The organism is Thermalbibacter longus (assembly GCF_023806485.1).
Classification (GTDB): domain Bacteria; phylum Chloroflexota; class Chloroflexia; order Thermomicrobiales; family Thermomicrobiaceae; genus Thermalbibacter; species Thermalbibacter longus.
On record NZ_JAMSLR010000004.1, the window covers coordinates 245,986 to 267,342 of the forward strand.

The window sequence follows — 21,357 nt, forward strand, 5'->3', positions numbered from 1 at the left end:
GGCAGGGGAGCTGGAGGCTATGGCATCGAGGTAGATGGGCGCGCTGGGCGATCGACGGCTTCGAGCGGGATGCGTAGCTCCCGGGCGCTGAACCGCAGCGTCACTCGCCGACCTGGATCGAGCGCGAGCTCGTACTGTGCCTCGATCGGCACGAAGTCGCTGGGACGTCGTGGCGATGGGCGGGCCAGGAGCGGTACGGGACCGAGTTCACCGGGCGGCTGCCGAAGCGTGACCAGCAGGTGACTGCGCGCGATCGTGCGCCAGTGATCTGCGTTTCCTCGTGGGGCGTCCACTACGCCGATCTGTACCTCACCGAGGCGGATCGAAACGTGCCCACCGCGGGCTTCGCGGCCATCGGGCGCCGGGTACAGCACGAGCCAGACCGTTTCCGACAGCTCCACGCGCTGCGGCTCGGCTACGAAGGTGACCGCTACTCCGCGCCTCTGGGCCGCACGCTCGAGCGCGGTCCAGGCCGGCTCGTTGCCGGGAAGGCCGAGCACGGCAAGTCGCCGCACCCGACCACGCGTCACCAGCTCCAGGGCGCCGGGAAGATGCTGCTCATCCCAGGCGGGCACGACCAGCAGGTCGATCTGGCGATCCCAGGGGAGCGTCGAGCGATCGACGAAATCGACGAGGTCGGAGCGTGAACTCCCGCCGCCTATCACGATCCGCCGGCCATCCAGTTCCAGGAGCACGCTGAGCTCCTGGCCCGTCCCCCCGATGACGAGCCGATCGCCGGGCGACCACTGCGAGAGCAGCCAGCCGGCGACCAGTCCCAGCGCCAGGCCACCGGCCAGCAGCAGCGCGCAGCGTATCGGCGCGAGCGACCACAGGCGGGAGTGCGGGGCTGAGCGGGTATGCTCCTCGCTCACCTGGGCGGTCGCCTTCGACGCGGGCGAGGACACCGTCGCCACCATGGCCCGAGGCCTGCCCTGCGCATCACGGAGAGCGGAACCCGGGCCGCCCCTCGGGCGACGGCCCCGCTGGGGTGACGACCCGACAACGCGCCGCTCAGTGGCCCTTCCACACTCCCATGCTGGAGGTCAGTCCTGGGCCTCGCGATCATAGTAGGCAATGTCGATGGCCGAGCCACGCGGTACCCAGGAGTTCCACTGCAGTGTCCCGCTGACGACACCGCCGTCGGGGAATCTCTGGCAATCGAACGATGGGTCCTGGCTCCGAATGTACTGGCAACTCTGGGGCGTTACGCTGCGAACCACCAGCCCTGCCTGCTCGAGCTGCTGCCTCGCCTGCTGGTAAGGGACTCCGAAGACATCGGGAACGCGAACCTTGTCACCCACGCTGACGTAGACGGTGACTGTCTCACCGCTCCGCACCTGGCCTGACGGCTCAGTCCGGATGACCAGCCCCTCAGCCACGTCACGGCTGGGCTCCTCGACCCGCTCGTAGTTCAACCCCAGTTCCTGTATCTGGCGGATGGCGTCGGTGAATGGCTGGCCGGTCAAATTCGGCAACGTGACGAACTCTGGCCCCTTAGAGACCGTGACGCGGATCTCGGAACCCTTCGGCAGCGGAGTGCCCGCCTGTGGATCCTGCTCGAAGATAACCCCAGCCGGCGTCACGTTGTCGAACACCTCCTCGACCACGAGCTGGAAGTCGCCCACGGCCGCCGCTGCCTCGGCCTGCTCGAGGGTCGAGCCGAGCAACTGGGGAACCAGCGCTGTTTCGGGCGTCGGCGAAGGTGTTGGCGCCGGTGTGGGGGTGGGAGTGGGGGATGCGGTGCGGGTCGGTGCCGGCGAGGGGGTGCCCGAGCCGGGGGTGGCTGTTCCCACTCCTGCGACGACTTCAGTCGGTGTCGGCGATGGTTGGGTGCCGGTGCCCAGAGGGTTGAGGTCGACCATCCGGAAGGCCAGCAGCACCAGTGCCACGATGCCGATGAGGATCGCCGAGCCGATCAACCAGGTCGCGCAGCCGAGCTCGTCGCCGCGTGAGAGAGCCCGAGGTGGGGGAGGGGGAGCGCCTTGCACGCGCGCCGGCCGGGCTCGAGGGCCCATCGCTCTCGTCGCTTCGCTCGAGCCTCGGCCTGCCGGTGGAGGAAAGGCAGCGCCGGCCGTTGCCGGCTGCTGGTGCCAGCGGGACAGCGCCTCGGCGAGTGCCCCGGCACTGGGGAATCGCTGGGCCGGGTCCTTGGCCAATGCGCGGAGCACGATCGCCTCTACCTGCGAAGGGAGATCGGGGTTGTACTGCCGCGGCGACGGCGGTGGCGCGTTGACGTGCTGCATGGCCAGGCCAATCGGGTTGTCAGCGTCGAAGGGAAGGCGGCCGGTCAGCATCTCGTAGAGGACTACACCCAGTGAATAGATATCCGAAGCTGGGGTGGCCGGTTCGCCTCGCGCCTGCTCAGGGGACACATAGTGCACTGTCCCCATGCCGATGCCCGCCTCGGTCAGGCTGGCGTCGGTGAGCCCCTTGGCGATGCCAAAATCGGTGACCTTTACCGTGCCCTGCTCGTCGACCAGGATGTTTTGAGGCTTGATGTCGCGGTGCACGAGGCCGTGCCGGTGGGCGTAGTCGAGCGCGGCGGCGACCTGGCTGACGACGTACGCAGCCTCTTCGACCCGGAACGGTGCCTGGCGCAGGATCAGGTGCTTCAGGGTCTGGCCGCGCACATACTCCATGACGATGTAGTGGACGCCGTTGTCGTGACCAACATCGTAGACATTGACGATGTTCGGGTGAGCGAGGCGAGCGGCGGACTGGGCCTCCCGCTCGAAGCGGCGGAGAAAGCTGGCATCGCTCCCATATTGGCCGCGCAGGATCTTCACAGCTACCGGCCGGTTGAGGGCGAGGTCGTAGCCGCGGTACACCACGGCCATCCCCCCCTCACCGATCAGTTCTTCCAGGCGATATCGTCCATTGAGGACTTTCGTCTGCACCCGCGAGCGGCCTCTCCCACTGCCTCAACGCCCGGCGCCGGAGCCCATTCCCTCCCTGGCCCTTCCGGCAGCCGCCTCGATCCGAGGTTATCGTACTATGCCCGCTGGGATCGAACCCAGCCGCCACCGGAAGACGGCTCGACAATAAAGGTTGCTCGTCGTGGCGTACGGAGCAGTTCTCTCGGGTATCGTGCATTGTACCCTCATCCAGCTCGAGTGGCCCCGACCACGCCATTGGGAATAGGCGGTTACACCCCGGGGTTAGAGGTGATGCCGGAGGCGACAGCGGTCTTCGAGCCACGTACTCCGCCACCCAGTTTGGCTCTGGATCTGCGCGACGCAGCCTGGACGCTTCTGGCATCATTGAGGCCGGTACAGTGGGTAGGGGTCATGGGATCGCGAGCGCATTGCATCAAGGGTGAGCAACTCACTGAGCGCATCGGCCGAACACCGTTACTTCGCCTTGCGCGCGTGCCCGCGCAGCTCGGGGTAGGCACTGAGGTGCAGATTCTGGCTAAAGCCGAGTGGTTCAACCCTGGTGGCTCGGTCAAAGATCGCGCCGCGCTCCGGATCGTCGAAGACGCGCGCCGCGATGGCCGCCTGCGCCCGGGCATGACCCTCCTCGATGCCACGTCCGGGAATACGGGCATTGCCTATGCGATGATCGGCGCGGCGTGGGGCTTCCCGGTGACGCTGGTCGTCCCGGCGAGCATCGGAGAGGAGCGGCGCCGTATCCTGCTCGCCTACGGTGCCAACCTTATCTTCAGCGACCCGTACGAGGGCACCGACGGCGCGATCCGGCTAGCCCGCGAGCTAGCCGCCCGCGAGCCGGATCGGTACTTCTATGCCGATCAGTACAGCAACCCATCGAACTGGCTAGCGCACTACGATACCACCGGTGTCGAAATCCTCGAGCAGACCGGTGGTGAAGTGACCCATCTGGTCGCGGGGCTCGGCACGACGGGCACTATGATGGGAACTGGGCGGCGGCTGAAGGACGCCAACCCGGACGTCGTCCTGATCGGCGTGCAGCCGGACGACGCCTTCCACGGGCTTGAGGGGTTGAAGCACCTGCCGACGGCGATGCTGCCGGCGATCTACGATCCTTCGCTGGTCGATCGGATGGAGCTCGTCAACACCGACGAGGCCTTCGCCATGGCCCGGCAACTGGCCCGGGAGGAGGGCCTGTTCGTCGGCCCGTCGGCGGCCGCGGCAATCGTGGCGGCCATCCGGGTCGCTCGTGAGTTGTCGAGCGGGTGTGTGGTAACGATCCTACCGGATGGCGGAGTAAAGTATCTAAGCACGCAATTGTGGCAGTAGGCCGTAGCGAGGACGAGGGAGAGGAGCGAGAGTGGCGGTCACAGTCTTGATCCCGGCGCCCTTGCGCCGGTTCACCAACGAGCAGGCATCGGTGCAGGTCGAGGCGGGGACGGTCAGCGAGGCGCTGGCGAAGCTGGACGCGCAGTTTCCCGGCATCCGCGACCGGATCTGCGAGCCCGACGGTCGTCTCCGACGCTTCGTGAGCGTCTTCGTCAACGGCCGGGACGTGCGCTCGCTCGAAGGGCTCGACACGCCGCTGCGCGAGGGCGACGAGGTCGGCATCATCCCGGCGATGGCAGGGGGCCGATGATCCGCCTGCCTCGGCCTCACTACGAGGCGATCGTCGCGCATGCCCAGCGGGAAGCGCCCCGCGAGTGCTGCGGCCTCCTAGCTGGCCGAGGCGACCTGGTCGAGCGTGTCTACCAGATCGCGAACCGGGCCGATCAGGCCGCGGATCTCTTTGCCGAGCGCGACCTGATGCCGCGGGTGGGGGCCGATCCGGTCCTTCTCCCCACCGAGCGCTACTTCATGGATCCGGAAGAGTTGTTCCGCGCGCTACGCGATATCGAGGCACAAGGGCTGGAGCACATAGCAAACTATCACTCGCATCCAGCGACACCAGCGAGGCCATCTCGCACGGATATCGAGTTCGCGGCCTACTGGCCCCACGTCTACCACCTGATCTGCTCGCTGGCCGACCCTGAGCGGCCCGACCTCCGGGCTTTCCGCATCGTGGACGGTCAGGTGACCGAAGTTCCGATCGTGGTGGAAGACACGTCCGGTGGCCGTGTCGCGAACCTGTGACAGGACAGCCGGGGAGTCATACCGCCTCCGTGATCGCTGCTCATAACCTCTGGCGCAGTGTAAGCGGACCCAGACCGGTGCCGCGGACTGACCTCTTGATCGGCGGTCGATGCTGCGCCGCGACATGGAGCGCTTCGCCAGATGAGCCCCGAGATGGCGAGCGGCCGCGCGTCCTCTTCGGCGTGATTCTTCCGGTGTCGCATCCGTACCGGCTGGTGCTCCCATCGGGTAGCAGGCACTGCCAGGAGGGCATGTCCTGGCACAGCCGGTATCATTGCCTCGAGCACCGAAGAACGACGACGAGGGAGCGATGTTCTACGACCGGGCGAAGATCTACGTCAAGGCAGGGAATGGAGGCAACGGGGCGATCAGCTTCCGGCGCGAGAAGTACGTGCCCAAGGGCGGGCCCGATGGCGGCGATGGCGGGCGCGGCGGCAACGTCTACCTGCGGGTCGACCCGCAGGTGAACACGCTGCTCGCCTTCAGCTACCAGCAGCACTTCCGGGCCGAGTCCGGCGAGCCGGGGCGTGGGAAGAAGCAGAGCGGGCGAGACGGGGCTGATCTGGTCATCGACGTGCCGCCGGGTACGGTGGTGTACGACGACGCGACCGGGGAGCTGCTGGGCGACCTGGTGGAGCCGGGGGAGACGCTGCTGGTGGCCCGCGGCGGCCTCGGCGGGCGGGGGAACCAGCACTTCGCGACTCCCACGCGCCAGGCGCCGCGGCTGGCGGAGAAGGGGGAGCCGGGAGAGGAGCGGTGGCTGCGGCTGGAGCTGAAGCTCCTGGCCGATGTCGGGTTGGTTGGGCTTCCCAACGCGGGGAAGTCGACCCTGCTGGCGGCCTCCAGCGCGGCCCGGCCGAAGGTCGCCGATTACCCCTTTACCACGCTGGAGCCGGTGCTGGGCGTGGTGACGATCCCGGGCCGTGACGGCGGCTCGTTCGTGATGGCCGATATCCCCGGGCTGATCGCTGGCGCGGCGCAAGGGGCCGGGTTGGGGCACGAATTCCTGCGCCATGTGGAGCGCACGCGGCTGCTGGTCCATGTGCTCGATGGGTCGGGGGGCCTCGAGGGGCGCGACCCGCTGGCGGACTTCCACACCATTAACGAGGAGCTGGCGGCGTACTCGGCCGAGCTGGCGGGCAAGCCTCAGGTGGTGGCGATCAACAAGCTCGACCTACCGGAGGCGCAGGCGAACTTGCCGCGGCTGCGAGGTGCGTTGGAGCGCCTGGGCTACACGGTCTTTCCGATCTCGGCGGCTACGGGTGAGGGAGTAGGGGAGCTACTGCTCTATCTTTGGGAGCGGCTGCGATCCCTGCCGAAGCCGCTGCCGGCCGATGAGCCACGGCGCCGGGTCTACACCTTGGCGAGCGAGGATGCGGGCGCCTGGGAGGCGGAGCGGTTGTCGCGCCACCACTTCGCGCTGCGGGGGCGGCGGATCGAGCGGCTGACGCAGATGACCGACTTCGGAAACGAGGAGGCGGCCGATCGCTACCAGGCACTGCTGCGCAAGTGGGGGATCACGCGCAAGCTGGAGGAACTGGGGATCCAGCCAGGGGACGTGGTCCATGTGGCTGGCCAAGAGCTGATCTGGGACGAGGCGGTACTGGAGGCGGAGCGAGAGGCCGAGCGGCGTCGCCGGCGGACCAAGCGTGAGCGCTTGGCGCGGAAGCTTGGCCTGGAGGAGCCGGCTGAGGGCTCGGACGAGGGGTAATGCAGCGTGGGCAGGAGCGAGGAGACGATAGGAACGCGTCGATGAGAGCGTTAGTCTACGAGGCACCCCGAACCTTGCGGGTGCGCGACGTTCCAGCTCCGGAACCCGCCCCGGGCGAGGTGATCGTCCGCGTGGCGTACTCGGGCATCTGTGGATCCGAGCTCAGTGGTTATCTCGGCCAGAACGAGCTGCGCCGGCCGCCCCTGATCTTCGGCCATGAGTTTTCCGGGTGGGTCGCGGAGGTGGGACACGGGGTCGAGGGGCGCTTCTCTACTGGCCAACCGGTGACTGTGAATCCGCTGATCGGATGCCAGGAATGCCGGCTCTGTCTCAGTGGCCGGCCGCACCTTTGCCCACGCCGGCGCCTGCTGAGCGCCTCGCTGCCTGGCAGCAATGCCGAGCTCGTGGCGGCTCCGGCCAGCGCGGTCTACCCGCTGCCGCCCGGCATGCCGCTCGATCGGGCCGCGTTGACCGAGCCCACGGCGTGCGCCATCCGAGCCGTACGGCAGGCTCATCCGCTGCCGGGGCAGACCGTGCTCGTCGTCGGCATGGGGCCGCTCGGCCTCCTGATGCTCCAGGTGCTCCGTGTGTATGGCGTCGAGCGACTGATCGCCGTTGAACGGAACCCTCATCGTCTCCGTTACGCTGAAGAGATGGGCGCTGTGGGGATCGTCCCGAGCGCCGATGTGGCTCAGCAGGTGCGCGAGCGCCTGGGCGAGGAGGGGCCAGCTATCGCGATCGATGCGGTGGGAAGCACAGCGACGCGCCGGCTGTGCCTCGAGTCCGTCGAGCCGGGTGGACGCGTCGTCTTCTTCGGCCTCCACGAGCCCGAGTCTTTGCTCCAGATCAACGCGATCGTGCGCCGGGAGATCGAGTGCGTCGGTTCGTTCGCGTACACTCCCGAGGACTTCGCCACCGCGCTGCGCTGGCTGCACCAGGGGAAGGTATCGCTTCCGGGGCGAACAGTCACTGCTCCCCTGGATGACGGGGCGATCTGGTTCGAGCGCCTGCTCGAGTGCCAGGACGACGTGGTAAAGGTCTTCCTGCAGCCGTCTCCGGACGCTGAACGAGCGCTGTGATATCCGGGGCGTTCCCTAGCCGCCGTTCAATCACGGCAGGGTCGGCGCGGTGCGGGGCCCACTCGTCCCCTGGGCTATTCCGCGCGGATGCGGGAATGGTTCAGAGCGCAAAAGCATTCGCCCTCGTATTGGGTGAGGCTGCGGGCATGGGGACGAGGCGCTCAGCGAGGCAGATAACGGAAAACAGCTCTTGGCACCGGCGGTGAACGCCTGCCGGACAACGCAGGGGCGCGTCGCGACGCGCCCCTGCGCAGGGAACTGCGGTCACAGGTGCGCGTGAGGGCGAATGATTAATCGTCCTCACACCAACTAGCGAGTCAGCCGGTAGTTCGGCGCCTCTTTGGTGATGACCACGTCGTGCGGGTGGCTCTCTCGCAACCCCGCGCTGGTCATCTGGATGAAGCGCCCTTTCTCCTGAAGCTCTCGGATGGTTGCGGCGCCGCAGTAGCCCATCGCAGCCCGCAAACCGCCCACGAGCTGGTACACGATGTTCGCCAGCGGTCCCTTGTACGGCACGCGGCCCTCGATGCCCTCGGGCACGAACTTGGACAGGCTCTCGACGTCCTGCTGGAAGTAGCGATCCTTGCTGTACGACCTGGCTTTCATGGCGCCGATCGAGCCCATCCCGCGGTACTCCTTGAACCGCTCGCCCTGGTAGAGGATGACCTCGCCGGGGCTCTCGTCGACGCCAGCTAGCAGGCTGCCGAGCATGACCGTATCGGCCCCGGCGGCGATGGCCTTGGCGATATCGCCGGAGAACTGGATGCCGCCGTCGGCGATGACCGGCACGTCGTAGGCGTGCGCGACCCGCGCCACGTCCATAATGGCCGTGATCTGGGGCACGCCGACACCGGCGACGATGCGGGTCGTGCAGATCGAACCTGGGCCCACACCCACCTTCACCGCGTCGGCACCAGCTTCGATCAGGGCCAACGCGGCCTCGCCGGTGGCGATATTGCCGGCGATCACTTCGACGCTCCAGCGTGACTTGACCGCTCGTACCATCTCGATGACGCCGAGCGAGTGGCCATGCGCGGTGTCGATGACCAGCACGTCGACACCTTCCTCGACCAGCGCCGCGGCCCGCTCGAGCGCGTCCGGGCCGACCCCGATGGCCGCGCCGACCCGGAGCCGTCCCTGCGAGTCTTTGGTAGCGTTGGGGTACTGGATGCGCTTCTGGATGTCCTTGACCGTGATCAGCCCCTTGAGGTAGCCGCGCTCGTCCACCACGGGGAGCTTCTCGATCTTGTGCTGGTGCAGGATCTCGCGCGCCTCGTCGAGCGTCGTGCCGACCGGAACGGTGATCAGGTTCTCCTTGGTCATCAGCCGTTCGATCGGCTGATCGAGGTCTTCCTCGAATCGCAAGTCGCGGTTCGTCAAGATGCCGACCAGCTTGCCCTGCGCATCAGTGATCGGAACGCCGCTGATGTGATAACGCTCCATGACGGCGAGCGCGTCTCGCACCCGGTCGTCCGGGCGCAGGGTAACCGGCTCGACGATCATGCCGGACTCGCTGCGCTTGACCTTGTCTACCTCGGCGACCTGTTCCTCGATCGAGAGGTTGCGGTGGATGATGCCGATACCACCCTCGCGCGCCAGCGCGATAGCCATTCGCGCCTCGGTCACGGTGTCCATGGCAGCGGACACGATCGGGATGTTGAGCCAGATGGTGCGCGTGAGGCGCGTCCGGGTATCGGCGTCCTTCGGCAACACGGAGGATTCGGCCGGGATGAGCAGGACGTCATCGAACGTCAGGCCGCTCCCGACCAGCTTCTCGTCAATGACTGTCTCGAGCGCGGGGACCTCCACGATTTTGGGTTGTGCCGGATCCTGTGCGATTACCATCGCTGCTCACCCCCTGACGATTTTCGACTCTCCACGTGCCGCAGCTCTGTGCCCTGCGAGGGCCGGCGCTGCACCAGCAGCTGCACGTCTTTCAATCCGAGCCAGCGGCTACGGTACCAGCCGAGGTGGAGAGCGCCAGCCGTTCCAGCAGCTCCCGCCCCAGCTCGGCGTAGGCCTGGGCTGCGCGAGACGAGGGATCGTATTCGAAAATGGCCTTTCCGTAGCTCGGTGCCTCGGCTAGGCGAACAGTCCTCGGAATGATGGTCCGGAACATCCGCCGGGGAAAGAAGCGCCGTACTTCCTGCACGACCTGCGCCGCCAATCGCGTGCGCGCGTCGAACATCGTCATCAACACGCCGAAGACGTCGAGCGGCGGGTTGAGCCGCCGCTTGATCAAATCGAGCGTGTTGACGAGCTGTACCAGGCCCTCGAGGGCAAGGTACTCGCATTGGATCGGGATGATCACCTCCCGGGCCGCAGTCAACGCGTTCACCGTCAGCAAGCCGAGCGAGGGCGGGCAGTCGATCAAAATGACCTCGTATTCACTGCCGATTGGCTCCAGCGCGTCCCGCAGCCTGAATTCCCGCCGGGGCGCGCTGACCAGCTCGACTTCTGCGCCCGCGAGCGTACTGCTGGCCGGGAGGAGATCGAGACCCGGCCTCACATCCCTCAGCAGGCAATCGGTGACTGGCCGTTCACCGGCGAGCGCGTCGTAGACCGTCTCCGGGAGCGCGAGCTTGTCGATGCCGAGGCTGCTCGTTGCGTTGGCCTGAGGGTCGATATCCACCAGGAGGGTGCGGTGACCCGAACGGGCCAGAAACACACTGAGATTGACGGCTGTAGTCGTTTTGCCGACGCCGCCCTTCTGGTTCGCCAGTGCCAGGACCCGCCGCAAGCCGCCGCCCCCTGCCTCCGCAGGCCGATGTTAATTGTTACAGTCTAGCATCTCGACACGTGCGAGACAAGGGCGTACGTTCTTAGGGTTGTTGCGATCTTGCACACCCTGGGCGCGCGTGCTGGCATCGCCCGGCGTGGAAGTTGAGATTCCGAGTACGCTGAAGCGAGCTCGCTATGCCGCCCCGCGAAGACGCATCAGCCTGAGCAGCGAAGCCGAGTTCAGCCGGCCATGCTGCGTGAGACTGGGCTCACTCCCCGCGCAGGGCGACGGCGGCAGGCCGGAATGGCAGGCGAGGAGCCGGATGTGATCGACCCTGAATGTACGTTCATCGCGCCGGCAAACGGCAGTGCGAGCTTGGCTAGTGGCTGCGCACGCAACGGTCACCGGCGTGAACCCCAGTGGACCGCGATCGGATGGGCTCCTTGCCTGTCCGGCACGCAGCCCTGCTGGACTTCGAGCCGAAGACAGGTTCCCTACGCTCGTCGTTCTTGAGTGGGCTGTTGCTGGGCCTGGCTGGGTGATGGGAACTCGGTAGCTGGCTGAACGATGGTCACGTTACGCGGATAGGGGATCGTAATTCCCGCTTGCTCGAACGCCGTCTTGATCCGCTGGCGCAGGGCCCGCGCAACCCGCCACTGCTCCATCGGTCGCGTCTTGACCATGAGTCGTACCGTGGCGTGCGAAGGGCTGAGCGCCTCGACGCCGAGGATCTCGCCTGGCTCGAGAATGGCATGCGCGAGCTCGGGATCCTGGTCCAGACCGCCCAGCACCTCTTGCAGCACGGCCATGGCCTTGCCCAGATCCTCCTCGTAGGCGATATCGACATCGATCACGGCTCGAGCCCAGTCCTTGGTCAGGTTCGTAACGGTGCGGATGTCGCCGTTCGGCACGATGGTGTATGACCCATCGAGCCCGCGCAGCGCGGTGTAGCGCAAGGTGAGCTGCTCAACCAGCCCGCTCGGGCCGCTGGTGTTGTTGACCTGGATGACGTCGCCGACATGGTACTGGTCTTCCAGGACAATGAAAAACCCGCCGATCAGGTCACGGATCAGCGACTGGGCGCCGAGGCCGATTGCGAGGCCGGCCACGCCTGCGCTGGCGAGCAGCGGTCCGATCGGGATGCCGAGCGTGCTGAGAACCGTCATGCCGGCAACGATCAGGACGACGAACCGGACGGCCGACTCGATGATGCTCGCCAGCGTGTTGAGTCGTACGGCGATCTCGCGCGGTGCCTCGCCGCGCCGCTCGAGCACCCGGCGGATCGTTTGCCGGATCGCTCCGCGCAACATCCGCAAGACGAGCCAGGCCAGGCCGACGGTGATCACAATGGAGGGCAGCGCGGTGAGGATGCGGTCACCGAGCGCCTGACCACGATCCACAAGCGTGCCGGTTACGGTCGCGGTGTTGGTAGCCGCCTCGAGGATCCACCTGGGCACGGCATTACCCCTCCTCTCCCGGAACCCACGACGCTTCGGCGATCAAGGCTAACACTCTCGCTTGCGTCGATGCAGCTTTCCGGCTACCTGCGGTGGCCGGGTTGAACTTGTGAATTCTGATACAATCTGGTTGAAAAACGTTAGCTGATCGCCTCCCCGCTTCACCGTACCCGGGTCAGCGACGGAGGGAAAGGACAGCACAATGGAGTGGCTTCGTCCAGGTGAGCAGCAGCCCCCGCGCATTCTGATCCTCGGCGGCGGTTTCGCTGGCGTCTATACCGGTTACGAGCTTCAGCGCCGCCTGCGCCGTAGCCAGGCTGAGCTCGCGATTGTGAACCGGGAGAACTTTTTCGTCTTCTATCCGCTGCTACCCGAGATCATCTCCGGCTCGATCGCCGTCGAGGCGATTCTCACTCCGATTCGGCTGGTGGTGCCGGCAGCCATGCTCTATGTCGGTGAAGTGACCGAGATCGACCTGGCCGAACGGCGGGTGACGATCCGGCATGGACTGTACCAGCATCAGCAGGCGCCACGTTCACTCTACTACGATCACCTCGTGCTCGCGCTCGGAGGGGTGCCCGCGACGTTCGGCATTCCGGGGCTGGCCGAGTACGCCTTCGATGTTCAGCGGCTGAGCAATGCGTTCGCCCTGCGCAACCACCTGATCGACGTGCTGGAGCAGGCGGACATCGAGACCAACCCGCTGGAGAAGCGAAGGTTACTGACCGTGGTCGTGGTAGGGGGTGGTTCGACCGGCGTCGAAGTCGCTTCGGAGGCCTGGAGCCTGTTCACCGATGCTGCTCGCTACTATCGGAACATCGAGCCAGAGGACTTCCGGGTCGTGATCGTTCAGGCCACTTCGCGGCTCATCCCCGAGTTCCCGGAGAAGCTCGGCGAGTACGCCGCCCGGTTGTTGAGGAGGCGGGGTGTCGAGGTCTTGCTCGACCGCAAGGTAGTGCGGGTCGAGCCCGAGCACGTCGAGCTGGACGACGGGTCGATCATCCCGGCCCACACCATCATCGGGTCGGTTGGGGTGCAACCGAACCCGCTCATGCAGAGCCTCGGAGTCGAGGTGGATCGCCGGGGTCGCGTCATCGTGGATGAGTTTCTCCGCGTGCCGGGCCACGACAATGTCTGGGCGCTGGGCGACAACGCGCTGGTGGTCGATCCGGTCACTGGTCAACCGTATCCACAGACGGCACAGCACGCGGTACAGGAGGCGAAAGTCGTAGCGCATAACATCGCCGCAACCTTGCGCGGCCGGCCCTTGAAGCGCATGGAGTACCGGACCCGCGGCATGCTGATCTCGCTCGGGCACCGGTCGGCTGCCGCCGACATCCGCGGCTGGACGTTCTCCGGCTTCTTCGCGTGGTGGCTGTGGCGCACCTATTACTTGCTGCAACTGCCTCGCTGGGAGCGCCGGCTCCGAGTCGCATTCGATTGGACGCTCGATCTCTTCTTCCCGCCCGAGCTGGTGCAGCTTAAAGTGGGCCAGCCGGCTCCGGCCGCGCGGCGTCTCGTCCACACTGCGCTTGGCCGGCGTGAGCCTGAGCCGGTCCGCGAGTGAGGCTACGCCGCGCGGTGCGCGCCGGTAGAAGAGCTATGGCATGCATGCCGCCCGGGCTGCGGCCCGAGCGTGGCCGAGCGCTTCGCCGAGAGCGTCAGGTCTTGTGTTCTGACGATGTCCTTGGTACACTCGTACGTCGTTCACGCCCGGACGGAACATGCATGGGCGTTGGGGGGTGATTCACTTAGCAACGCGGAGGTACATGGGGGAGTGAAGAGCCTGGGTCGACATGTCATTGTCGAACTCTGGGGATGTAAGAACATCGACTCCCTGCCTGTAGTCGAAGAGGCGCTGCGTGACGCCGTCGCTGCGACGAACGCGACTCTGCGCGACCTTCAAGTCTTTCCCTGGGAACCGTACAACGGCGTGAGTGGTATCGCGATTCTGTCCGAGTCGCACCTGAGCATCCATACCTGGCCGGAGCTCGGGTATGCGGCGGTTGACATCTTTACCTGCGGCGACCACACACAGCCGGAGGCTGCGGTTCCAGTGCTGCGGGAGTACTTCCGCCCCGAGCGGATGGAAGTGATGCAGGTGAGTAGGGGGTTGATCGTTGATTGACGGAGGGCTGTGGCACACCGATGACCCGGAGGTACCCAGCCAGCGGGTCATGCTCCAGGTGCGCGAAGAGCTGTACCGGCGGCGATCGCAGTTTCAGGAGATCGCCATCCTGGATACGGTGCTCTTCGGGCGCGCGCTGATTCTGAACAACATCCTGCAGACCGCCGAACGGGACGAGTTCTGCTATCACGAGATGCTCGTCCATCCGGCAATGCTGGCGCACCCCGCTCCTCGCCGAGTCTTGATCATCGGTGGTGGCGACGGAGGGGCACTGCGCCGGGTACTGGAGCATCCGGTCGAGCGCGTGACGATGGTCGAGATCGATCGCGAGGTCGTCGAAGCCTGCCGCGAGCATTTGCCGGCGATCCACGGCAACGCGTTCGACGACCCGCGGCTCGACCTCCGCTTCGAGGACGGGTTCGCATATGTCGAAGCCCGGCCTGAGAAGTTTGATGTCATCATCGTCGACGGGCCGGATCCGATCGGCCCGACGCCGGGAACCGTCCTGTTCGCGCGAGACTTCTACCGCGGGCTGGCCGACATGCTGGAAGACGGTGGCCTGGTCGTCCAACAGACCGAATCGCCGATGCTCCTGCCGGCGCAGACAGCCGCCACGCACCTGCATCTCCGCGATGTGTTGCCGATCGTGCGTACCTATCTGACGCATGTCCAGTCGTACGATGGGTGGTGGAGTTTTACCGTCGCTTCGCGGACGACCGACCCGGCTGCAGTTGAGCTCGACGTGCTGGCCCAGCGGATGCGCGAGCGTGGCATCGATCAGTGCCGGTACTACAGCCCGGAGGTACACCGCGGCGCGTTCGAGCTGCCGGTCTTCCTCCGGCGTTACCTCGAGGAGTCGATCGCCCTCGGGCGACCTGCCGATACGCACCCGCTCATGCCGGAAGTCAATGCCCGGCTTGCCCAGACGTCCTGATCCTCGAGCTGTGCATGGCAGCCGCGGGCCACAACCCGCGGCTTTTTCGTCTCCGCCAACGATCTGCTGCGCGCGTGGGGCGGTTTCGGCCCGGGAGCGAGGTGGTCAGCCGGCGCCCGGCCCCGGCTTCCCGCGCGGTTCTGACCTCGTGCCTGTGACTACGGGTCGACGAAGTAGCTGTGGCAGGCTCGGTCGATCAACTCCGGCGTCAGCCGCGGCTCCTGGCCCAGGTAGCGGGCTGCCCCGACGAGCGCGCGCAGGATGTCCCGCGGATGGCAGGCCCGGAGCTCGCGCTTGTTCACATAGTAGGTCCGGAGCAGGTAGGCCAGTCCTTGCTGGTCGAACGGGATGCCGAGCATCTGGCACTGGCGCTGGAAAATCAGCGCGAACTGGCGCACCGAGGGATTGCCGATATGGATCTTGTTCGGGATACGGCGCAGGAAGGCCTCATCGACCAGATCGGTCGGGCGGAGGTTAGTCGAGAAGATCAGCAGGCCCTCGAAGGGGATCTCGAGCTGCTTTCCGGTGTGCAAGGTCAGGAAATCGACCCGTTGCTCCAATGGGACGATCCAGCGGTTGAGTAGTGCCCGCGGTGAGATCTGCTGCCGGCCGAAGTCATCGATGAGCAAGACGCCGTTGTTGGCTCGCATCTGCAGCGGAGCCTCGTAGACGCGCGCGTGAGGCTCGTAAATCAGATCGAGTGCTTCCAGAGTCAGCTCGCCGCCGACCATGATCGCCGGCCGCTTGCACAGGACCCAGCGACGATCGGCATTCGCGTGAGGCGCGCTGCCCACCGGGTGGTGATGGTGCCGGTCGAAGACGCGGATGATTTGCCCATCGGCGATGACTGCGTACGGGATCAGTACCTCCCCGCCGAACATCTCGGCCACACGCTGGGCCAAGGCTGTCTTGCCGTTGCCCGGCTTGCCGAACAGGAAGATCGCTTGCCCGCTGTTCAGCGCCTGGCCGAGCGCGTCGATAACCGATTGGTCGAGCACCAGCTCGGCGAGGGCGCGGTGGATATCGGCCGGCGTGACCCGGCGGCCACGCAGGCTTTGCTGCAGGACCACCTCGCGATAGGCCTGGATGGTCACCGGTGCGGGTCCGACATAGCCGTTGCGCTCGAGCATCTCCTGGGCGCGGGTCAATCCCCTGGCCGTGAGGGCGAAGCGATACGCCAGCTCGCCGATTCCGTTGCTCCCGGTAATCTCTACCAGCTCCTCGCGTTTCGCCTGTGTCAGGGCGCGCTCCAACACCCCCACGTAGGGCAGGCAAAGTTCCTCGACCAGGTCTCGAGCCAGCATCGAGCCACGCGCGTACAGCGTCTTGAGCAGGAGTTCGGTAATCAGGCCGAGATCGAGCCCTGTCTCTTCGATCGACGTCGCTTCAGCGATGACGGGAGGGTTGAGCATCGATCGCGCCTGCGCCTGCATCGTTCACAGCCTCTCGCTCTCAAGCTGCGCGCGTAGCTCCTTCCGTTGTAGTTATCGTCCGAATCGGCGCGAAGATTAGATGCCGAAGGGTCCTGAAATCGCGCGGGCCAAAAGTCCGGCCGGGTGAAGCGGTTACTCCCGTAAGATGACCCGCTCCCCCTCTTGTAGTCCCGAGGCCACCTCTACCATGCCCCCGCTGCGCAGGCCGAGTTGCACCTCTCGCTCTTCCTGGCCGCGCTCGGTCACTACCGTTACGAAGGCGCGTTCGCCGACTGTCCGCACGGCCTGCTCCGGTACGACGAGGACACCGCTGCGGAGCACCGCGCTCACGCGCACAGTCGCGGTCATCCCTGGCCGAAGCGCCAAACCTTCAGGGGTATCGAGCGCGATGAAGGCAGGGAAGCTCGTCACTCCGGCGGCCTGCTGGGCCACCGTGGCGAGCGTCGCTATGCGACCTGGGATCTCCTGACCCGGGAAGGCATCGACGCTCACGGTCACCGCGGTGCCCGGCTGGACATAGGCCAAGTCGACCTCATCGAAGCCGGCGCTCACGCCGAGATCGCGAAGATCGGCGAGCTGCGCGACCACCGTTCCGGCGCCGACCGGCATTCCGCTCGTCACCGGGACTTCCAGGACCACGCCCTCGATCGGTGCCAAAATGAAGGTCTCTGCCAGTGCCCGCTGCGCCTCTTGGTACGCTTCCTCGGCCTGGCGCAGTCGCTGCTCAGCAACGAGCCGATCCTCGAGCGCTGCTTGCTGTCCCGAGCGATCCAGCATAGCCACCGCAACCTCTGTGGCCAGGAGCTGGTCTTCCACCTGGCTGAGCCGTGCCTCTAGCGGGGCTGGATCGAGCGTGACCAAGATATCGCCCGCCTGCACGCGATCGCCCACCTCAACCGCGATGGTCTCCACCCGGCTCTCCACGGCGCTGCGCACGGCGACCGGGTGCGCCGGCGCGATACGTCCGCTCACCTCGATCGTTCCCTCGATGTCGCCTCGCCGCACCGTCCAGGCCTCCGGCTGACCGTGTCGTTGGCTGTTCAGGATCAGGACGATGACCACGAGGAGCAGGACGCCGAGCGCGATGACCGCAAGCCGGCGCCTATTCATAGCGCAGTACCTCGACGGGACGGAGCCGTGCTGCAAGCAGGCCCGGCACGCTGCTTCCGATCGCGGTTGCCAGCAGCGCTAGCATGAGGGCCAGAATGAAGGTGCCGGGGGAAAGCGTGAAGGAGAGCCGGAAGAGCTGGTGACCGGTGAGATCGACCAGGTAGCGGGCCAGCGGGTACCCCACAGCCAGCCCGGTGGCATAGCCGATGGCAGCGAGACCCAAACCCTCGTTCACCACCACGGTGAAGACCTGCCCAGCGGCAGCGCCGAGCGCGCGGAGGATGCCGAATTCCCGTCTTCGCTCAGCGAGGTTGAGTAGAAGGGTATTGGCGATCCCGAACAGCCCGACCAGCGCGACGATGATCACGACACTGCGGAGGAGAAGAGTCAAAATAGCGATGACCTGCCGGGCAACCTGCTGATCCTGGTAGAAGGCGAGCGTCAAGGGACGGAACGCGCGATAGCGCTGCTCGAGCTGGGCCAGCGCCTGGTCCACCGCGGCTGGCGCGCCGTCGCGAAGCTGGAGCCCGAACAGCGATGCCCGCCCGTTTTGCCCGCGGAGACGCTGCAAATCCTCGAAGCGCATGAAGACTTTGCCGGTCGTCGTGGCACCGAGGTACGTGCTCTCGTCGTCGACGATGCCGACCACCTTGACGAGAACCGCGCGGTCGTCAATATCCAGTCTACGAATGCTCCCGACCTGAGCGTCCGCTCGCTCGGCCAAGTTCCGGGTAAGCACCGCCGGTATGGGCCGATCCGCTCGTAACCAGTGGCCGGCCACCAGGCGCGGCCGGTAGATCTGGCTTGCCGCCGGTATTCCCCAGATATCGGTGCGGACGCTCCCGAGCGCTCCGGAGGCGCGTGCCCACGGCTCGGCCGCGACGACGCTCGGAGTAGCCTCCAGCTCGCCCGCGAGGGCGGGATCGGCCGGGCGGTTGAAGAAGATCCAGCCATCGGCCCGGTAGCGGGCGTAGAGCTGGTCGACCGTGAGGCTGACGGACTGGGTGACAGCCTGGCTCGCGACGAAGGCAGCCACCGCCACAGCGACGACGCTGGCGGTGATCCACGTCCTGGCCGGCCGCCTGGGAAGGTTACGCCATCCGAGCAGGGCGATCAGGCGCCAGCCGGTAGCCCGTGCTCCCAGCCGGTGCAGGAGACCGCGCCGCGCTTCGACAAGGATGCCGGGGGTGGCGAGCGACTGGGACGCGGGCAGGCGCACGGCGCCCCAGGCCGGCAGTAAGGCGGCGCCGAGACTCACGATCAAACCGCTGCTGAGCGCAAGGGCGAGATCGGCCCACCGGATGGAGAAGGGCGGCAGCACAAGCCCGGTGAGTCCGGCGAGGTAACTCGTGATCGCCTGTCCCCCGAACACGCCCGCGAGCAGTCCACCGGCTGCGCCGAGCAACCCGAACGTCAGAGCCACTGGGAGATACACCAGCAGGATATCGCGACGCCCGGCGCCGAGTGCCTTGAGCACGCCGATCTGTCGTCGCTCCTCGATCATGATGGCCGCCATCGTGTTGGCCACCAGAAAGGTGCTGATCACGATACCGAGAACCGAGAACGCTTCGAGGAGTACGAGCAGCGTGGTCAGCTCGCGGCTTCCCACGAACGCCTCGGGGTCGCGGACCGTCCACCCGCTGCTCGCGACGCCGCGGCGAGCCAGAAAACGCTCGATCTCGTTGGCGGTCGCGCTCGCGAGCCCGGGGTCGAGCGTCTTGATCAGTACGGCATTGTCGTAGCGTGAACCGATCGCACGGCGAACATCGGCTGCCGGGGCGAAAGCGAGCGCCTGATGCCCGATGGAGGCGTCGAGCGTGGCTGGCGCTCGGGCAAATCCGCTGACCCGGCTATAGGTCGTCGCATCCGCGGCAGTGGGCTGGAGCGCGACGATGTCACCGACCTGGATACCCAATTGGTTGCGAGCCGTGACGTCGAAGACGACCTCCCCTCGCTCGGGCCACCGGCCCTCGATGAGCGTCGGGACATCGAGCTCGATGTCGTGGAAGTCCTCGACTCCGATCAGCTTGGTGCTGACCCAACCCCGGCCGTTGCTGGCCCGCGTGTACTGGATCGCCCGGCTATCGACCGCGGCCACGTTGTCGCGCCGCTCGATCACGCTGAGGAGAGACGGCGACGCCTGCGCCACGAAGGCGGTAATGTCTGGCTGCGAGGTCGAGGCATGGGTCGCGCGCTGCGCTTCCGCCAGCTTGTGCCCGGTCGCATTGATCGAGACGAGCGCAGCCACGCCGAGGGCGATCCCGCTGATGGTGAGCAGGGTGCGGAGCGGGCGGCGCGTCAGATCACGGATGGACTTGGTGAAAGCGAGCTTCATCGTGGTCGCTCTTACGGAATTGTGGTCCCCTTGCGATCATCTGGTCACCCGCTGCCAATTGTAGCGGGTTAGGGACAGCCGATCTGCTGAACGGCAAAGCTTGTCGCAGGACGAGATGGCAGTGATCGACTGGTACGGAGTGTCGCTTGCAATTCGCTAGTGCCTCGAGCATACTGAGCCCGGGTGGGGAGTAGCCTACCGGTCGGGCCGAGAGGCCCGCCGGTCCGGCCAGTCGTCAACACGGGGGCCGTGTGGTTCCTCGGCTGGTCGGGGCTCTCGGACAGGCGAGACCACTACGGCACACGCGTGACGTAGCGGCTCGCCGTCGTCGTTGGCGAGCCTCGGCTAGGAGGAAGTGAATGACGGTTCCCTTGTGGGCTTGGATCCTCTTCGTCGCGGTCATTCTCGTCCTGCTCGCAATCGACCTCGGAGTGTTCCATCGCCGAGCCCATGCGGTCAGCATGAAGGAAGCCGGCATCTGGGTGTCGGTGTGGGTGACGCTGTCGCTCCTCTTCGGGATCGGCGTGTGGCTCGTGCGAGGATCGGAACCGGGCCTCCAGTTCTTCACCGGCTACCTCATCGAGCTCTCGCTCTCGGCCGACAACATGTTCGTGTTCGTGCTGATCTTTACCGCCTTCGCGGTGCCGGCGGCTTACCAGCACCGGGTGCTCTTCTACGGCATCCTCGGCGCGCTGGTGATGCGCGCGGCGATGATCCTCGGCGGCGCGTGGCTCATCGAGCAGTTCCACTGGATCCTGTACCTCTTCGGGGCCTTCCTGGTCTTTACCGGCATTCGCATGGCGCTGGAGCGCGAAGAGAAGGAAGTCGATGTCGAGAACAACATCGCGATCCGGTTGGTCTCGCGCTTCGCGCCGATCGTGCCGCAATACCGGGGTGAGCACTTTCTGGTTCGGGAAGGCGGCCGGCTCTTTGCTACGCCGCTCCTCGTGGTGCTGGTGCTGGTCGAGCTGACCGATCTGGCGTTTGCCGTCGACTCGATCCCGGCGATCTTCGCGGTCACCCAGGATCCGTTTATTGTTTTCACCTCCAACGTGTTCGCCATCCTCGGGTTGCGCTCGATGTACTTCCTCCTAGCCAACCTGGTGCAGCGGCTGGTGTATTTGCGGCTGGGCCTGGCCGTCATCCTGACATTCATCGGCGTCAAGATGCTGATCGCCGACTTCTACAAGGTTCCGACCCTGCTCTCCCTGGGGGTCGTGATCACCACGCTGCTCATCACCATCGTCGCTTCGCTCATCGTCGCGGAGCGTCGTGGAGTTGCGCGGTCGGTGGCCGAGGCCGCCGCGGCGGCGCGCGAGCGCCCGCATGCGCCGACCAGCGAGCCCGGGTCGTGAACTACGCGGTTGGCTGCGCGGAAAAAAGCGATCCGTGACTGCGACCGGAAGCGGTCGGAGGACGAAGAGAGG

At 66.2% G+C, this 21,357-nt stretch carries 17 protein-coding genes; 9 read left to right on the top strand and 8 right to left on the bottom strand.

Annotated elements, in window-relative coordinates:
* Positions 1-17 precede the first annotated feature (17 nt).
* Both NET02_RS07880 and NET02_RS07885 read right to left on the bottom strand, forming a co-directional pair.
* Positions 18-872, bottom strand: a complete 855-nt coding sequence (locus NET02_RS07880) for an MBL fold metallo-hydrolase (RefSeq protein WP_284056841.1) — start codon at positions 870-872, stop codon at positions 18-20.
* A 171-nt stretch (positions 873-1,043) separates the two neighbouring features.
* Positions 1,044-2,897: a protein kinase domain-containing protein gene (locus NET02_RS07885; protein ID WP_284056842.1), complete on the bottom strand. Its 1,854-nt coding sequence runs from the start codon at positions 2,895-2,897 to the stop codon at positions 1,044-1,046.
* Positions 2,898-3,287: 390 nt separating this feature from the next.
* Between NET02_RS07885 and NET02_RS07890 the strand changes: the two genes are divergently transcribed.
* From NET02_RS07890 to NET02_RS07910, 5 genes are all read left to right on the top strand, one after another.
* Positions 3,288-4,217: a PLP-dependent cysteine synthase family protein gene (locus NET02_RS07890; protein WP_347711024.1), complete on the top strand. Its 930-nt coding sequence runs from the start codon at positions 3,288-3,290 to the stop codon at positions 4,215-4,217.
* A gap of 31 nt (positions 4,218-4,248) precedes the next feature.
* Entirely contained in the window at positions 4,249-4,527 is a 279-nt protein-coding gene (locus NET02_RS07895) for a ubiquitin-like small modifier protein 1 (RefSeq protein ID WP_284056844.1), read from the top strand.
* Positions 4,524-5,021, top strand: a complete 498-nt coding sequence (locus tag NET02_RS07900) for a M67 family metallopeptidase (RefSeq protein WP_284056845.1) — start codon at positions 4,524-4,526, stop codon at positions 5,019-5,021. Before NET02_RS07895 ends, NET02_RS07900 begins: the two co-directional genes overlap by 4 nt.
* Before the next feature lie 310 nt (positions 5,022-5,331).
* Positions 5,332-6,732, top strand: a complete 1,401-nt coding sequence (obgE, locus tag NET02_RS07905; RefSeq protein ID WP_284056846.1) for a GTPase ObgE — start codon at positions 5,332-5,334, stop codon at positions 6,730-6,732.
* Positions 6,733-6,773: 41 nt separating this feature from the next.
* The gene (locus NET02_RS07910) at positions 6,774-7,811 is read left to right on the top strand and encodes a zinc-dependent alcohol dehydrogenase (protein WP_284056847.1); all 1,038 of its coding nucleotides are present in this window, start codon (positions 6,774-6,776) and stop codon (positions 7,809-7,811) included.
* A 309-nt stretch (positions 7,812-8,120) separates the two neighbouring features.
* On the opposite strand, the gene guaB is transcribed toward NET02_RS07910, so the two are convergent.
* The 3 genes from guaB to NET02_RS07925 all read right to left on the bottom strand — a co-directional run bounded on the left by guaB (position 8,121) and on the right by NET02_RS07925 (position 11,990).
* On the bottom strand, positions 8,121-9,656 hold the full coding sequence (gene guaB / locus NET02_RS07915; RefSeq protein ID WP_284056848.1) for an IMP dehydrogenase: 1,536 nt from the start codon (positions 9,654-9,656) through the stop codon (positions 8,121-8,123).
* Positions 9,657-9,747: 91 nt separating this feature from the next.
* On the bottom strand, positions 9,748-10,551 hold the full coding sequence (locus NET02_RS07920) for a ParA family protein (protein WP_284056849.1): 804 nt from the start codon (positions 10,549-10,551) through the stop codon (positions 9,748-9,750).
* A gap of 476 nt (positions 10,552-11,027) precedes the next feature.
* Complete coding sequence (locus NET02_RS07925) at positions 11,028-11,990, bottom strand: mechanosensitive ion channel family protein (RefSeq protein WP_284056850.1); 963 nt, start codon at positions 11,988-11,990, stop codon at positions 11,028-11,030.
* Positions 11,991-12,192: 202 nt separating this feature from the next.
* Between NET02_RS07925 and NET02_RS07930 the strand changes: the two genes are divergently transcribed.
* From NET02_RS07930 to speE, 3 genes are all read left to right on the top strand, one after another.
* Entirely contained in the window at positions 12,193-13,557 is a 1,365-nt protein-coding gene (locus NET02_RS07930) for an NAD(P)/FAD-dependent oxidoreductase (RefSeq protein WP_284056851.1), read from the top strand.
* A gap of 210 nt (positions 13,558-13,767) precedes the next feature.
* Entirely contained in the window at positions 13,768-14,118 is a 351-nt protein-coding gene (speD, locus tag NET02_RS07935; protein WP_284056852.1) for an adenosylmethionine decarboxylase, read from the top strand.
* On the top strand, positions 14,111-15,052 hold the full coding sequence (gene speE, locus NET02_RS07940; protein ID WP_284056853.1) for a polyamine aminopropyltransferase: 942 nt from the start codon (positions 14,111-14,113) through the stop codon (positions 15,050-15,052). Before speD ends, speE begins: the two co-directional genes overlap by 8 nt.
* A 158-nt stretch (positions 15,053-15,210) precedes the next feature.
* Here speE and NET02_RS07945 read toward each other — a convergent pair whose 3' ends face one another.
* From NET02_RS07945 to NET02_RS07955, 3 genes are all read right to left on the bottom strand, one after another.
* On the bottom strand, positions 15,211-16,485 hold the full coding sequence (locus NET02_RS07945) for an ATP-binding protein (protein WP_284056854.1): 1,275 nt from the start codon (positions 16,483-16,485) through the stop codon (positions 15,211-15,213).
* Between the two features lie 132 nt (positions 16,486-16,617).
* A complete protein-coding gene (locus tag NET02_RS07950) occupies positions 16,618-17,595 on the bottom strand; it encodes an efflux RND transporter periplasmic adaptor subunit (protein ID WP_284056855.1) in 978 nt (325 codons plus the stop codon).
* The gene (locus NET02_RS07955) at positions 17,588-19,930 is read right to left on the bottom strand and encodes an ABC transporter permease (RefSeq protein WP_284056856.1); all 2,343 of its coding nucleotides are present in this window, start codon (positions 19,928-19,930) and stop codon (positions 17,588-17,590) included. Before NET02_RS07955 ends, NET02_RS07950 begins: the two co-directional genes overlap by 8 nt.
* A gap of 359 nt (positions 19,931-20,289) precedes the next feature.
* Between NET02_RS07955 and NET02_RS07960 the strand changes: the two genes are divergently transcribed.
* Entirely contained in the window at positions 20,290-21,285 is a 996-nt protein-coding gene (locus tag NET02_RS07960; RefSeq protein WP_284056857.1) for a TerC family protein, read from the top strand.
* The last annotated feature ends 72 nt before the right edge of the window (positions 21,286-21,357 follow it).

What these genes read in the sequence shown, in the direction of transcription:
- NET02_RS07890 (WP_347711024.1), top strand. Translation starts at nt 3,288, where the DNA reads ATGGGATCGCGAGCGCATTGCATCAAGGGTGAGCAACTCACTGAGCGC.
- NET02_RS07900 (WP_284056845.1), top strand. Translation starts at nt 4,524, where the DNA reads ATGATCCGCCTGCCTCGGCCTCACTACGAGGCGATCGTCGCGCATGCC.
- obgE (WP_284056846.1), top strand. Translation starts at nt 5,332, where the DNA reads ATGTTCTACGACCGGGCGAAGATCTACGTCAAGGCAGGGAATGGAGGC.
- NET02_RS07910 (WP_284056847.1), top strand. Translation starts at nt 6,774, where the DNA reads ATGAGAGCGTTAGTCTACGAGGCACCCCGAACCTTGCGGGTGCGCGAC.
- guaB (WP_284056848.1), bottom strand. Translation starts at nt 9,656, where the DNA reads ATGGTAATCGCACAGGATCCGGCACAACCCAAAATCGTGGAGGTCCCC.
- NET02_RS07930 (WP_284056851.1), top strand. Translation starts at nt 12,193, where the DNA reads ATGGAGTGGCTTCGTCCAGGTGAGCAGCAGCCCCCGCGCATTCTGATC.
- NET02_RS07945 (WP_284056854.1), bottom strand. Translation starts at nt 16,485, where the DNA reads ATGCAGGCGCAGGCGCGATCGATGCTCAACCCTCCCGTCATCGCTGAA.
- NET02_RS07950 (WP_284056855.1), bottom strand. Translation starts at nt 17,595, where the DNA reads ATGAATAGGCGCCGGCTTGCGGTCATCGCGCTCGGCGTCCTGCTCCTC.
- NET02_RS07955 (WP_284056856.1), bottom strand. Translation starts at nt 19,930, where the DNA reads ATGAAGCTCGCTTTCACCAAGTCCATCCGTGATCTGACGCGCCGCCCG.
- NET02_RS07960 (WP_284056857.1), top strand. Translation starts at nt 20,290, where the DNA reads ATGACGGTTCCCTTGTGGGCTTGGATCCTCTTCGTCGCGGTCATTCTC.